The sequence below is a fragment of the Arthrobacter nitrophenolicus genome (assembly GCF_000332815.1).
GTDB classification, from domain to species: domain Bacteria; phylum Actinomycetota; class Actinomycetes; order Actinomycetales; family Micrococcaceae; genus Arthrobacter; species Arthrobacter nitrophenolicus.
Genome location: NZ_AOFD01000001.1, coordinates 1 through 14,477, shown reverse-complemented (window position 1 = coordinate 14,477; position 14,477 = coordinate 1). Strand labels below are relative to the sequence as shown.

At 65.6% G+C, this 14,477-nt stretch carries 9 protein-coding genes, 1 tRNA gene and 4 pseudogenes; 6 read left to right on the top strand and 8 right to left on the bottom strand.

The genetic code is table 11. From position 1 onward, the window contains the following. The 3 genes and pseudogenes from ilvA to G205_RS00055 form a co-directional block, all read right to left on the bottom strand. A pseudogene (gene ilvA / locus G205_RS00065) lies at nt 1–1,237 on the bottom strand (threonine ammonia-lyase). 3 nt (nt 1,238–1,240) lie between these two features. Further along, entirely contained in the window at nt 1,241–2,569 is a 1,329-nt protein-coding gene (locus tag G205_RS00060) for an AI-2E family transporter (protein ID WP_009356215.1), read from the bottom strand. Nucleotides 2,570–2,608: 39 nt separating this feature from the next. After that, complete coding sequence (locus G205_RS00055) at nt 2,609–3,574, bottom strand: aldose 1-epimerase family protein (RefSeq protein ID WP_420867176.1); 966 nt, start codon at nt 3,572–3,574, stop codon at nt 2,609–2,611. A gap of 93 nt (nt 3,575–3,667) precedes the next feature. On the opposite strand from G205_RS00055, the pseudogene galT reads away from it, so the two are divergent. Further along, nucleotides 3,668–4,821, top strand: a pseudogene (galT, locus tag G205_RS00050) (galactose-1-phosphate uridylyltransferase). After that, a complete protein-coding gene (gene galK / locus G205_RS00045; protein ID WP_009356213.1) occupies nt 4,818–6,005 on the top strand; it encodes a galactokinase in 1,188 nt (395 codons plus the stop codon). Before galT ends, galK begins: the two are co-directional and overlap by 4 nt. A 101-nt stretch (nt 6,006–6,106) precedes the next feature. Here the strand turns inward: galK and G205_RS00040 are convergent. Next, nucleotides 6,107–6,978 (bottom strand): annotated as a pseudogene (locus G205_RS00040) (Bax inhibitor-1/YccA family protein). 480 nt (nt 6,979–7,458) lie between these two features. On the opposite strand from G205_RS00040, the gene G205_RS00035 reads away from it, so the two are divergent. From G205_RS00035 to G205_RS00020, 4 genes and pseudogenes are all read left to right on the top strand, one after another. Then, nucleotides 7,459–8,742, top strand: a complete 1,284-nt coding sequence (locus tag G205_RS00035) for a branched-chain amino acid ABC transporter permease (protein WP_009356211.1) — start codon at nt 7,459–7,461, stop codon at nt 8,740–8,742. A gap of 9 nt (nt 8,743–8,751) precedes the next feature. Continuing rightward, nucleotides 8,752–9,720: a branched-chain amino acid ABC transporter permease gene (locus tag G205_RS00030; protein WP_009356210.1), complete on the top strand. Its 969-nt coding sequence runs from the start codon at nt 8,752–8,754 to the stop codon at nt 9,718–9,720. Beyond that, nucleotides 9,717–10,784, top strand: a complete 1,068-nt coding sequence (locus G205_RS00025; RefSeq protein WP_009356209.1) for an ABC transporter ATP-binding protein — start codon at nt 9,717–9,719, stop codon at nt 10,782–10,784. The genes G205_RS00030 and G205_RS00025 overlap by 4 nt, the downstream gene beginning before the upstream one ends. Further along, nucleotides 10,781–11,556, top strand: a pseudogene (locus G205_RS00020) (ABC transporter ATP-binding protein). The gene G205_RS00025 and the pseudogene G205_RS00020 overlap by 4 nt, the downstream one beginning before the upstream one ends. A 70-nt stretch (nt 11,557–11,626) precedes the next feature. Here the strand turns inward: G205_RS00020 and G205_RS00015 are convergent. From G205_RS00015 to G205_RS23595, 4 genes are all read right to left on the bottom strand, one after another. Beyond that, on the bottom strand, nt 11,627–12,982 hold the full coding sequence (locus G205_RS00015) for an ABC transporter substrate-binding protein (protein WP_009356208.1): 1,356 nt from the start codon (nt 12,980–12,982) through the stop codon (nt 11,627–11,629). A gap of 218 nt (nt 12,983–13,200) precedes the next feature. After that, nucleotides 13,201–13,274 (bottom strand) — tRNA-Leu (locus G205_RS00010). 20 nt (nt 13,275–13,294) lie between these two features. Further along, nucleotides 13,295–14,089 (bottom strand): N-acetyltransferase, encoded by a 795-nt coding sequence (locus G205_RS00005; RefSeq protein ID WP_009356207.1) that lies wholly within the window; start codon nt 14,087–14,089, stop codon nt 13,295–13,297. A gap of 5 nt (nt 14,090–14,094) precedes the next feature. After that, nucleotides 14,095–14,238 (bottom strand): ACT domain-containing protein, encoded by a 144-nt coding sequence (locus tag G205_RS23595; protein WP_338058345.1) that lies wholly within the window; start codon nt 14,236–14,238, stop codon nt 14,095–14,097. Nucleotides 14,239–14,477 lie beyond the last annotated feature (239 nt).

Genomic DNA, 14,477 nt, shown 5'->3' with positions numbered 1-14,477 from the left:
CTAGTGCACCACGATCGGCTGGAAGCCCTCGGCGCGGAGGGCGCTGAGGACCTGCGCTCCGTGCTCATGGCCTTTGGTTTCCAGGTTCACCGTGATGGAGACGTCTCCCATGCTGATGGAGCCGCCCACCCGTGTGTGGTCCAGGCCGGTCACGTTGGCATCGTTCTCGGCGATGATCCTGGCGATGGTGGCCAGCGAGCCCGGCCTGTCGTCCAGCATCATCCGGACTGTCATGTAGCGTCCCGCCGCGGAGAGGCCGCGCTGGATCACCTTCAGCATTAGCATGGGGTCGATATTGCCGCCGGACAGGACCACGGCCGTGGTTCCCGGGTTCTCGATTTTGCCGTCCATCAGCGCTGCCACGCCCACGGCGCCGGCGGGCTCCACCACCATCTTGGCCCGTTCCAGCAGGAAGATCAGGCCCGGGCCAGGGAGTCTTCGCTGACGGTGACCACGTCATCCACCAGCTCGCGGATGATGCTGAACGGCAGCTGGCCGGGGCGGCCCACGGCGATGCCGTCCGCCATGGTGGATACCTTCTTCAGGGGCACCAGGCGTCGGCGGCGAGCGACGGCGGGTAGGCAGCGGCGTTTTCAGCCTGCACACCGATGATGCGGATTTCCCGGCCCAGTTCCTTTGCCCGGGCTTTGATGGCCACGGCAACACCGGCCAAAAGCCCGCCCCCGCCGACGCCCATCAGCACAGTGTCCACGTTGGGCACCTGTTCGAGGATCTCCAGGCCTAGCGTGCCCTGGCCGGCAACGACGTCAACGTTGTCGAAGGGGTGGACAAACACGGTTCCCGTCTCGTTACTGTACCGCTGGGCTTCCGCGAGCGCTTCGTCGACGTTGTGCCCGTGCAGGACAACTTCCGCGCCGTGGCTGCGGGTGGCAGCCAGCTTGGGCAGCGCCACACCGAGCGGCATGTAGATGCGGGCTTTGATTCCGAGGCTCTTGGCGGCCACGGCCACGCCCTGGGCGTGGTTGCCTGCCGAGGCCGCCACCACGCCGCGCTTTTTCTCTTCCGGGGACAGCCTGGCCATCCGCACGTAGGCTCCGCGGACCTTGAACGATCCCGCACGCTGCAGGTTTTCGCACTTGAAGTAAACGTCGCCGCCTACCATTGTTCCCAGCGCCCGCGACGATTCAACAGGAGTGCGCGCAATAATCCCGTCAAGCAGCTTCTGCGCCTCCAGGACATCGTCCAGTGTGACGGGAAGGGTTTCAAGGATATTCACGGACTATTCTCCTCTTGATTCGTCCCCGGCGCCCGGCTTGGGAGAGCTGCGGACATCGGGATCTTTTGCTGTGGTGCCGGCTGCGGCGTCCCTGCCGTACCGGCGCACGGCCGGCCGGGCAACGTCCTTGATGGTGTTGTCCGCCGGGGCGCCGGCCGCCAGCGGCATTACCGGCACCTGTTCATGTTCCCACGTTCTGGCGGCAATGTAGCGAATGGCGGAATTTGCGACGGCGAGAATGGGCACCGAGAACAGGGCACCCGGGATGCCGGCGAGGTATGAACCGGCAGCAACGGTGAGGATGACGGCCACCGGATGCAGTGCCACAGCCTTGCCCATGACCAGGGGCTGCAGGATGTGGCTCTCGAGCTGCTGGACCAGCAGGACGATTCCCAGCATGATGAGGGCGTTCACCGGCCCGTTGGCCACCAGCGCGAGCAGCACGGCGATGGCACCGGTCACCAGGGCACCCACCACGGGGATGAATGAGCCGATGAAGACGAGCACCGCCAGCGGCAGCGCCAGGGGAACACCGATGATTGCTGCGCCGACCCCGATGCCCAGCGCATCCACGAACGCAACGAACATCTGGATGCGGGCGTAGCTGACCATGGAGGTCCAGCCCTTGCGGCCGGCTCCAAAGGCGGCCGCGCGCGCCTTCCTGGGGAGGAGCCGCACCAGGAAAACCCAGATCCTGTCGCCCTCCAGCAGGAAGAAGATCAGGATGAAGAGGGCAAGGATCAGGCCGGCGGCAAAGTGGCCGGCAGTGCTGCCGAAGGAGAGCGCGCCGCTGACGATGCTGCTGGTGTTGTCCTGCAGGGCCGACGTGGCTTCCTTCAAGTACTGGTCCATCTGGTCGGCCGTGAGGTGGAGCGGGCCGTCCGAAAGCCAGTCCTGGATCTTCTTTACCCCGGCCAGAGATTCGGACCAAAGTTCTCCGAAACCTGTCCAGAGCTGCCTGCCCACCAGAGCCAATGCACCGGCAATGAGTCCGATAAAGCCCAGCACGGTCATGGCCACGGCCAGTCCGGAAGGTATCCGGTAGCTCTTGAGCCAGCCCACCACCGGGTTAAGGAGCCCGGCAAGGAGCGCGGCCACCAGGACCGGGATGATCAGGAAACTGATGTGGCTGAGCAGCCACACCAGGGCACCGCCCACCAGGAGGATCAGGCCCAGCCGCCAGGCCCATGAGGCCGCGATGCGGATCCCGTAGGGAATGTCGCGGTCCAGTTCACGGTCAGCGAGAACCCGCAGCGTCGGTGGTGATGAAGCGGGTTCTTGCTGCAAGGAGGCTGCGGTTGAAGGCGGTTCGGCATCCCCGGTTGGCGTCATAGCCTAATACTTCCGCAGCCATGCCCTAATGGGAAACCGCTAGCCTTGCGCCCCGACGCTGTAGTCGATCCCCCACTCGATGGTGAAGGCCTCGCCGGGTGCCAGCCAGCGGAGCCCGTCGCCGGAATTGAAAGCGTTTGCCGGGCCGGTCATTGGCTCGACGGCGACGGCGCGGCTGCGGCCGGGGTACTCGGTGCTCACGAAGACGTGGACATACTCGCAGGCTTCATCCTGCCAGAGGCTGACGCTGCGCCCATCGGCGGCACTCAGGGTATGCCGGGCCTTGCCGTCCACGCGCTTCAGGCCGGTGAGCGCGACGTCCACGCTGAGTTCGGCGATGTGCCGGCCGGACCGGAAGTCGGTGTCTCCCGCCACGGGTGCTGCGCTGCGGGGAATGAGCCGGTCATCGGCCACCAGCCGGGTGTCCGCAGCCACCGTCAGCACCAGGTCCTCGATGGGCGCATCGCCCAGGCGGAGGTACGGATGGGCGCCGAGCACGAACGGGGCCGGAGCTTTGGAATGGTTGGCAAGGGTCTGCCGGACCACCAGGCCCAGGGTGTCGTCCAGGAGGTATTGGACGCGGTGCCGCAGCAGGAAGGGATAGCCGTGCTGCGGAAAAATGGTGGCCTCCAGGGAGACCGAGTGTTCCGACTCGTCAACCAGGGCGTACGCGGCATTGCGCAGCAAACCGTGGCTGGCGTTGTTCCGGCCAACCTCGGTGATGTCCAACTGCTGCTTCTTGCCGTCCAGGAACCAGGTGCCGTCCTCCACCCGGTTGGCCCAGGGGGCGAGCGTGATTCCGGTGGCCCCGGGCGGGATCTGGTCGTCGCCGTACGTCTCCGTGAGGAGCACTCCGCCGCGGTGGAAGGAGCGGAGGCCTGCGGCCAGTTCGGTAACCACGGCCAGGGCATCGCCGCGCCGCAGCTCATATTGCCGCCCCGTCGCGTAAGCCTGGGGAGTCGAACCGGCCGGGGATTCCTGGTGTGGAGACGATGTCATGGGCATACGGTACCCCGGCCATCGCCGGCGGCACCAATAGTCAATGTTATTTTTTGTTCGTAACTATTCTTTTTTGATCGGCTATGCGAGACTTTTTGCATGACAGGGATCACCAGCACCAGACTCTCCGACGGCCGGGAGCTGATTTATTTCGACGACGCCGGCACTACTGCTTCGCGGGCAGCCGAACTGACCACGGACCACCGCGGCCTTCCCCCGCGGGGTGAACCGGGCGAAGTCCGGTTCGATGCCCTGACGAACGAGTGGGTGGCAGTCGCAGCGCACCGCCAGACCCGGACCCACCTCCCGCCGGCAGACCAGTGCCCCATCTGCCCCACCACAGGCAGCAACCCCTCCGAGATACCGGCCGCGGACTACGACGTGGTGGTTTTCGAGAACCGCTTTCCCTCCCTGGGACCGGCGCTCGGCCCCGTGCCGGAGGATGCGGCGTGGGGAACGAAAGGTCCGGCGTACGGCCGCTGCGAGGTGGTGTCCTTCACACCGGAGCACACCGGGTCCTTCAGCGGGCTCAGCCGGACCCGCTCCCGCACCGTCATTGAGGCATGGGCACAACGGACCGCCGCCCTCAACGCCCTGCCCGGAATCCAGCAGGTGTTCCCGTTCGAAAACCGCGGCGCGGACATCGGGGTCACCCTGCACCATCCGCACGGGCAGATTTACGCCTACCCGTACGTCACGCCCCGCGCCGCCGTGATGGGAAACGCGGCCCGGAAGTACCACGACGCCCGCGACGGCCGGGAGACCTGACGGGGTCGCTCCTGCGTGCTGAGCGGGAGGACGGGAGCAGGATGGTGATGGAAGGCCAGAACTTCAGCGCCTACGTCCCCTTTGCTGCCCGGTGGCCGCTGGAGATCCACCTGGTTCCGCACCGCCACGTACCGGACCTCGCGGCCCTCAGTGGTGAAGAGAAGGACGAACTGGCGGACGTCTACCTGGATCTGCTCAAACGGGTGGATGCCCTGTACCCCACCCCCACCCCGTACATCTCGGCCTGGCACCAGGCTCCACTGGACCCTGTCCTGCGGCCCTCCGGCTACCTGCACCTGCAGCTGACATCGCCCCGCCGCGCTGCCGATAAGCTGAAGTACCTTGCCGGGTCCGAGGCAGCCATGGGTGCGTTCATCAACGACACCACCCCGGAAAGCGTGGCCGAGCGCCTGCGTTCGGTCACCGTTCCGGCGTCGCCCGCGTCCCCGGCCCTGGCCGGCCTCTCCGAAGGAGCCTCTGCTTGAGCACCGCACCTGATCCCGCCACGGCGCCGGCTCCTGCCCCTGCAGGAGACCTGGCTGCCCGTTTCACCCAGGAGTTCGGGAGCGATCCCGCAGGCATCTGGCAGGCGCCGGGCCGCGTGAACCTCATCGGCGAACACACGGATTACAACGAGGGCTTCGTCCTGCCCTTCGCCATCGACCGGACAGCCCGCGTGGCCGTCGGAGTCCGCACGGATTCGACCGTCCGGCTGCTTTCCACCTACGGCGACCAGGGTGTGGTAACCACCACCACCGGATCCCTTGAGCCGGGGTCGGCCAAAGGCTGGACAAAGTACCCGCTCGGCGTCATGTGGGCCTTGCGGCAAAGGGGCATCGACGTTCCGGGAATTGAACTGCTGCTGGATTCCGACGTCCCCCTGGGCGCCGGCCTGTCGTCGTCGCACGCCATTGAATGCGCCGTCATCACGGCGCTGAACGAACTCACCGGGGCCGGCCTGGAAGCCCAGGACATGGTCCTGGCCACCCAGCAGGCGGAGAACGACTTCGTGGGAGCCCCCACCGGCATCATGGACCAGTCCGCCTCACTCCGCGGCGCCCGCGGGCACGCGGTGTTCCTGGACTGCCGGGACCAGAACGCCACCCTTGTTCCATTCGAAATGGAGCCCGCGGGGCTGGTCCTGCTGGTCATCGATACGAAGGTGTCGCACTCCCATGCCGACGGCGGTTATGCCTCCCGGCGGGCGGCCTGTGAGCTGGGCGCTGAAGTGCTGGGGGTCAAAGCCCTGCGCGACGTGCAGGTGGGCGACCTTGCGGAAGCCAGCGGGCTGCTGGACGAGGTGACGTTCAGGCGCGTCCGGCACGTGGTCACCGAAAACGACCGGGTGCTGCAGACCGTGGAACTCCTCGGCGACCGGGGACCCGCTGCCATCGGCCATCTGCTGGACGCCAGCCACGCGTCCATGCGGGATGACTTCGAGATCTCCTGTCCGGAACTTGACCTCGCGGTGGATACCTCGCGGGCAGCCGGTGCCATCGGCGCACGCATGACCGGAGGCGGGTTCGGCGGTGCAGCCATCGCACTCACCCCCGCCGCCAGCGAACACAAGGTGCGCGACGCCGTCGTGCGGGCGTTTTCCGAGGCCGGCTTCACGGAGCCGGACATCTTCACCGTGTCACCCGCCGCCGGGGCGATGCGCATCGCCTGAGCCGCAGGACGCCCGGGCGCAGGCAGACGGAGGGCCCCACCAGGAATCTGGTGGGGCCCTCCGTTGCTGTTCGGGTTCCGGCGGCGGTACCGCCTTGCCGGTTACTCCTCGCCGCGGAGGATGGCCAGCAGGCGGATGATTTCCACGTACAGCCAGACCAGGGTGACGGTCAGGCCAAACGCGGCCGTCCACGAGAAGCGCTGCGGGGCGCCGCTGCGGACGCCGGCTTCGATGCTGGTGAAGTCCATGACCAGCGAGAATGCCGCGAGGCCGATGGCCAGGATGCCGATGACGACGCCGATGATGCCGCTTCGCAACCCGAAGGGTTCCGAGGTAAGGCCGGTCAGCATCATGACGAGGTTGACCACGGAGAAGAGCGCGTAGCCAATGAGGCGATCATGAAGAACTTCATGGCCTTGGGTGTGGCGCGCACCTTGCCGCTCTTGAACAGGACAAGCGTCACGGTGAAGACGGACAGGGTGCCGAGGACGGCCTGGAGGCCAACGCCCGGGTACATGGTGTCAAGGACGCGGGTGAGGCCGCCGAGGAAGAGGCCTTCGAGGCCTGCGTAGGCAAGAATCAGGGCCGGGGACGGCTGCTTCTTGAACGTGTTGACGAGCGCCAGGACGAAGCCGCCGAGCGCACCGACGACCATCAGCAGGGATGCCAGGCTCAGGCCCACCACCATGGTGACAGCGGCACCGGCGAGCAGCACTCCGAGGCAGGCCGCCGTCTTGACGATGACGTCGTCGATCGTCATCCGCCCGGTGTCAGCGGGGCCGGCGGAGGGCCGGCTGTACATCTGCTGCAGCTGCTCGTCCGTCATACCCTGCGGCTGGGCGTTCCAGCCCTGCTGGCCGTAAGGAGCCTGGCCGTAAGGAGCCTGGCCGTAGGGAGCCTGCGGGACAGGCGGTGCCTGGGTGGCTCCACGGAAATTCTTTCCGTTGAAGATCGGGTTGCCGCCAAGTGCCATTGCTGGATTCCTCCGTGTGGGTGTGATGTGAACCTTAAGGTTTACGGTACCAATTACCACGCCAATACACCCCTGAAAGTTCCCGAACGGGCGGCTATGCAACGCAACCGTGACGCTGGCCGGTGCCGTTGCCCAAGCCCGGCTGCACCCTGCCGCCTGGAAAATACCGTGGCTCAACAAAGGTTTCTTGGGGCGCTCCTCCCGTTTGCGCGCCCGGGCTGCCGGAGTTGTTACCTGATCGCTACCAACAAGGCCTGGACCTCGGCATTTGCGGCATCCCGCGCGCTGTAGCATAAGCCAAGCAGGGTGACGGAACTCACATGCGTGAAGGTGCCGGGCGAGATGGCGCCTCCCCGCCCTGCGTCCGTTCGCAGCGGCTGCAATGGCGCAGCCGAGACCGCCCCCAAGTGGAGGTTTTTCATTTTGAGAAGTACACCCCACGGCCAGCCGGCCGGACGACGCCGGGGGTTGCCGGGAATCATGGGAGCCATCAGTGCAACCATCCTGGCGATCCTCCTCCTCGCAGCACCGGCAACCCAGGCCGCTTCCCCAGCACCGACACCATCCCCGTCGAACCAGACCTTCCAGAACAACATCAGCGGCTTCCTCCGCGACGACACCCGCGCACCCCTGGCGGATGTGACCATCACGGCAAAGAAGGGCGACTTCACCGGCACGGCCAAGTCGTCAGCGAACGGCTCCTGGAACATCGGCGTGCCCGAGCAGGGCACCTACACCGTGGAACTGGACGAATCCACCCTGCCTGAAGGCATCAAGCTCGCCGAGGGGCAAGAAAACCCGCGTGAGGTCACCTTCAGCCAGACCTCGAACCTGTCAGTGATCTTTGCCTTCGGCAAGGGCATCGTGGTCCAGGAGCAGGATTTCGGGCAGAACCTGCTCAACCGCCTCGTGGCAGGACTGAGCTTCGGCCTGCTCCTCGCGCTGGCGTCGGTGGGACTGTCCCTGATTTTCGGAACCACCGGGCTCACCAACTTCGCCCACGGTGAGATGGTGACGCTGGGCGCGGTGCTGGTGTTCGCGTTCAACGCGGCCGGGCTGCCCTTCTGGCTGGCACTGATCCTGTCCCTGCTGGGCGGTGCCCTGTTCGGGTATGCCCAGGACAGGGGCCTGTGGCGGCCGCTGCGGCGCCGCGGGACCGGCCTGGTGCCCATGATGATTGTCAGCATCGGCCTCGCGCTGGCCGTCCGTTACGTCATCCAGTTTTACTTCGGCGGCGCCACGCAACAGCTTCCGTATGCCCAGAGCCCCGAAATCCAGCTGGGCCCGGTATCCATCTCGCCCAACAACCTCTGGTCGCTGGGCATCAGCGCGGTGGTGATCGCCCTGATCGGCATCGTGCTGCTCAAGACCAGGCTGGGCAAGGCCACCCGCGCAGTGGCGGACAACCCGGCGCTGGCCGCCGCTTCCGGCATTGACGTGGACGCCGTGATCCGGCTCGTGTGGATCACCGGCGGCATGCTCGCTGCGCTCGGCGGCATCCTTTGGGCCTACTACCGGCCCGGCGTCACTTTCGACATGGGCTCGGCCATCCTCCTGCTCATTTTCGCAGGCGTCACGCTGGGCGGCCTCGGTACCGTGTTCGGAGCCCTGATCGGTTCGATCATCGTGGGCATTTTCGTGGAGCTGACCACGGTGTTTGGCCTTGCCGCCGACCTGAAGTACGTAGGCGCCCTGTTCATCATGATCGTTGTCCTCTTGTTCCGGCCACAGGGCATCCTGGGCCGTCGCGAGCGCGTGGGTTAGGAAACAGACATGGATTTTGGATTCATTTTTGCCAGCGCCGCGGGTGAAATCTTCAGCCCCACCACGGCCGCCTATGCACTGGCCGCGCTCGGCCTCGCAGTCCACTTCGGCTACTCCGGCCTGCTGAATTTCGGGCAGGCCGGCTTCATGGCGGTGGGGGCCTACGGGTTCGCCATCTCCACCCTTACCTTCGGAGTGCCGTTCTTCCTCGGGCTGCTGATAGCCATCACCGCCTCGGCAATCTTTGCCCTGCTCCTGGGCATCCCCACCCTGCGGCTCCGGGCGGACTACCTGGCCATCGTCACCATCGCGGCCGCGGAAATCGTCCGCTACATCGTCACCACCAACCAGCTCACATCCGTCACCGGCTCCGCCAACGGCCTGGCAGCGTTCGAGGGCGGCTTCTACGCCATGAACCCCTTCCCCGAGGGGTCCTACTTCGGCATGAACAACCGCGACTTCTTCATCCGGGTTATCGGCTGGGGGCTGGTGGTCGTGTGCTGCACGCTGGTATGGCTGCTGATGCGCAGCCCCTGGGGCCGTGTCCTGAAGGGCATCCGCGAGGATGAGAACGCGGTCCGTTCACTGGGCAAGAACGTCTACGCCTACAAGATGCAGGCACTGGTCATCGGCGGTGTGCTCGGGGCTCTCGCCGGAATGGTCTTCACCCTCCCCCGCGGAGCGGTGCAGCCTGCCAACTACGGCACGGAACTGACGTTCTTCCTTTACACGTGCCTGCTGCTGGGCGGCCTGGCCACAGTCCTGGGACCGGTCATCGGCGCCATGATCTTCTGGGTGGTCCTGTCACTGACCCAGGGCATCCTCTACGGCCTGATCGAATCGGGCACCATTACGTGGCTGAACACCGTCCAGGCGGGCCAGCTGCGCTACATCCTGGTGGGCGTCGCACTGATGCTGCTGATGATCTTCAGGCCCCAGGGCGTCTTCGGAAACAAGAAGGAGCTGGCGTTCGCATGAGCATGCACAGCGAAGTACCGGCAGCCGCCGGGAGCACCCCGGACTTCATGACCGATACCCGGCCGATCGCCGCCGGGGAAGTGGGTCCCGGCTGCAAGAAACGCGACCCCATCGTCGTCGCGGAAAACGTGACCCGCAGCTTCGGCGGCATCAACGCCGTGGACGTGGAGTACCTCGAAATCCCCAGGCACAAGATCACGGCCCTGATTGGTCCCAACGGGGCGGGCAAGACCACCCTGTTCAACCTGCTGACCGGATTCGATACGCCCAACAGCGGAAAGTGGCAGTTCGAGGGCAAGAGCATCGCCGGGGTGTCACCGTACAAGGTGGCGCGCATGGGCATGGTGCGGACCTTCCAGCTGACCAAGGTTATGGGCAAGCTGACGGTCATGGAGAACATGCGGCTCGGCGCGGCCAACCAGCCCGGCGAGCGCCTGTCCAGGGCCTTGTTCAAGGGCATCTGGGGCGGCCGGGAGAAGGAGATCACTGCCCAGGCAAACGTGCTTCTGGAGAAGTTCAAGCTTGACGCCAAAAAGGATGACTACGCGGCATCCCTCTCCGGCGGCCAGCGCAAGCTCCTGGAAATGGCACGGTCCCTCATGGTGCAGCCGAAGCTGGTCATGCTTGACGAGCCCATGGCAGGCGTCAACCCGGCCCTGACCCAGTCGCTGCTTGACCACATCAAGAACCTGAAGGCCGAAGGCATGACCGTCCTGTTCGTGGAACACGACATGCACATGGTCCGGCACATTGCCGACTGGGTGGTGGTCATGGCCGAAGGCAAGGTGGTGGCGGAAGGCCCGCCCGGCGAGGTCATGAAGAACCCTGCAGTCATCGACGCGTACCTGGGCGCCCACCACGACGTCGATCTCGGCGACTCCGAGGGCATCAAGGAGCTTGCCGCAGAGCTTGTGGCGGATGAAGAGTCGATCGTTGGCACCGAAAACGCGGGCATCATTTCGCTTGACACCGTGGCGGAAGAGGAAGCCCGCCCCCGGACCACGGAAGGCCCCCACGGGGACCACAGCGGCCGGCACGGCAGTACGGAAAGGGACACCAAATGAGCAGCAGCACGAGCGCGGTCCCGGCCGCCCAGCCTGTCAGCAGCGGTGACGCCGTTGTGAAAGTCACCGACCTGGTGGCGGGGTACCTGCCCGGGGTCAACATCCTCAACGGCTGCAGCATTGAGGCCCGCAAGGGTGAGCTGATCGGCATCATCGGGCCGAACGGCGCCGGCAAGTCCACCCTCCTGAAGGCCATGTTCGGCCTGGTGAAGGTCCACTCGGGCACGGTAGTGGTCCGGGGCCAGGACATCACCGGGTTGAAGGCCAACAAGCTGGTGACGCGCGGCGTCGGATTCGTCCCGCAGACCAACAACGTGTTTTCCACGCTGACCATCGAGGAGAACCTCCAGATGGGCATGTTCCAGCGGCCCAAGGACTTCGCGCAGCGGTTCGACTTTGTCACCAGCCTCTTCCCCGAGCTGGGCAAGAGGCGTGCCCAGCGCGCCGGTTCGCTGTCCGGCGGTGAGCGGCAGATGGTGGCCATGGGCCGCGCCCTGATGATGGACCCGGCCGTGCTCCTCCTGGATGAGCCTCCGCAGGCCTCTCTCCCGTCAAGCAGGACGAAACGTTCCTGCGCGTGCACGAGATCAACCGTGCGGGGGTGTCCGTGATCATGGTGGAGCAGAACGCGCGCCGCTGCCTGCAGATCTGCGACCGCGGCTACGTCCTGGACCAGGGCCGCGATGCCTACACGGGTACCGGCCGTGAACTGATGAAGGATCCCAAGGTCATCCAGCTTTACCTCGGAACCCTGGCCGACACCGTCGAGTAACAACGGGCAGGACACAAAGGAGCCCCCGTCCGGCAGGACGGGGGCTCCTTTGTGTGCGTTCAGCCGATTGCTAGAGCTTGCCGAATTCCGACTGGACCGGCTTCAGCTTGTTGTCTGCGGTGTACTCGTAGATACCGATGTACGCCTCGGTGGGGTCACCGGCGTCGGAGAAGGTGATGGGGCCCGACTGGCCGTCGTAGTCGATGTCCTTGCCTTCACGCAGCAGGGTGACGCAGGAGGCGAAGTCGTTGCACTTCTCGCCCGACTCGGAGACCGCCTTGAGCTGCTTGGCGATTTCCGGGCCGCTGGTGCTGCCGGCGGCTTCGGAAGCCAGGGCGATCAGGTTCACGGCATCGTAGGATTCGCCGCCATACGTGAAGTCCTTCAGCGCCGGATCAACTTCCAGCAGCTTCTTCGTGAAGGCCTCGTTGGCGAAGGTTCCGGGGAAAGTGCCGTGCGCCCCGAGCATGGTGCCGGGCTGGAAGTCCTTGCTGTAGTCGGACGTGTTGCCATCGACCATGAACAGCTGGTTGGGGTTCACTCCCTTGCCGGAGATCAGGGGCACGATGCTCTTGGCCTGGTCGAAGGTGATCAGGGCGATTGCGTCCGGCTTGGCCGCGATGACCTTGTCCACCTGGCTGCTGAACTGGGTGTCGCCCTCGTTGAACAGCTCCTCGGCAACAACCTTGCCGCCTGCTGACTCGAAGGCAGCCTTGATGTTCTTGGCCAGGCCGGTTCCGTAGGCGTCATTCAGGACGATCATGCCCACTGTCTGGGCACCGCAGGTAGCCATGTAGTTGCCCAGGACCTTGCCCTGCAGCACATCGGAAGGAGCCGTGCGCCAGTACAGGCCCTTGTCATCCCAGGTGGTGAAGTCCGGAGACGTGTTGGCCGGGGAGAACTGCAGGACCCCCGCACCGGTGATCTGGTTGATCACCGTCTTGGACACACCGGATGAGGCTGCACCAATGATGGCGCTGACTCCCTGGCCCAGCAGGGCGGTGGTGGACTGCGTGGCGATATCGGTCTTGGTATCGCCGGAATCCCGGTGGACCACTTCGATGGGCTTGCCCAGGACACCGCCGGCGTCATTGACTTCCTTCACGCCAAGGTTCACACCGGCGATTTCCGGCGGGCCGAGGTAGGACAGCGAGCCGGTGGTGGGAAGCAGCGAGCCCAGCTTCAACGGCGTTTCGGTACTGCCGGTCGACGGCGGAACGGCCCCGCCGCCGCTGGTGGGCGCCGCGCTGCTTCCGCCGGTTGACCCCGGCGCCGGGCACGCGATTCCGGTCGCCGCTGCTCCAGTGGTGGTTTCGGTCGCCGTGGGTGTGGACGAACCGCCGCAAGCCGTTGCCATGAAGGCAACGCCGATGCCAAGCGCTGTCAGCTTGGCAGCGCGGGCTCCCGCCTGGGGGAATAAAGTCATTTACGAGCTCCTCGATCTAAAGGTGCGAACGGCCTTCGACACGAAAAATCAGGTATTCCTGATGTAGCTTCAAGCTAATGCAAATCACAGGCGAAGATAAGTGAGTGAGGTCACATCCTTATAACAGTCGTTGCATATGTGGAATTAAACGTCGGAAGCCGCCCGTAGGATACGGGCGGCTTCCTGCCGGAGACCGCGAAGTCTCCTGCTTCTCTAAGTACCCCAGGTGGGACTCGAACCCACAACACGCGGATTTTAAGTCCGATGCCTCTGCCAATTGGGCTACTGGGGCGCCGGGTCAATGGTATCCCGTCAGATGAGTGAGAATGGTGCGGCGTACCGGAACGTGCCGTGGGCGCCGCCGGACCATAGCGCGAGCGGCAGGAACTGGAAGTAGTCGCCCCACGCCGGGTCGGGCGCCTGGATACCGAAGGTGGACGCCGGGACAAAGCCGAACCTGGCATAGTAGTCGGGGCTTCCAAGCAGGACAATGCCGTGTTCCCCCGCGGCGTTTGCCCTGTCGATTGTCTCCCGCATGAGTGCCGAACCGATGCCCTGCCGCTGCAGCCGGGGAGTGACACCGATGGGGCCAAGGCCGAGGAGCCCCTGGTCCCCCACCCAACCGCGGGTGCTGATGACGTGGCCCACGATCTCCCCGTCCTGGACGGCCACTACGCTGAGGTGGGGGAGGTACTCCTCCGCATCAAAGAGTGCACGCAGCAAACCCACTTCCACCGGCTCACCTCCTGCCGGCAGTCCGGTGGCCGGAGAAATGGCGAAAGCCTCGGCCGTCAAGGCAAGGATGGCCTCCCTGTCTGAGGGATCCTCGCTGCGCAGCATCAGCTCCCGGGCCGGTGCATCCCGGTTCCTGGCAGCAAGTTCGGCCAGGACTTCAAGGGCACGGGGCGCATCCGCCACCGGCACCAGGAGGTGGTCGTGGTGGAACCCCGCCAGGACGTTGCAGCTGATCCGGGCTTCCGAAAGGGCCCTGCTGACTGCCGCGGTGAGGCCCACCGCTTCGAGGTCCGAGTGGATCTGCAGCGTGATCCACGCTCCGACAAAGTCATAGCTGAGCCCCTGCCGGTCCGCCTCAGCCCGCGGCAACACAACTGTCAGGCCCTCAGCCTCGCTACTGCAGCCTCGATGCCGGCTGCCAGTGGCCGTCCGTGCGGCCAGAGGACGTAGACATATTCCCCTTCGCGCTGAACGGGGTGCATGCCCGCCAGAAGCGCCTGCAGGTTCATTTCGGCAGTCATGAGCCCAGTCTAGGAGGCAGGCGTCCCGGCAGCAGGACCAGGCGCAGGAATGTGGCGCGTCCGGGCCGGACGGCCGCCGGGACAAAAAACGGCGGCCATCCCCGCGAAGGGGACAGCCGCCGTCGGGCGCTGCACGTGCTACTTGGCCTGTGCCGTCACAGATTCCTTGGACTGCACCGCTGTGGAGCCGTTACCGCCGGCTGCCGGCGCGGCCGGCGGCGCAGGGGCGGCCGCAGCAG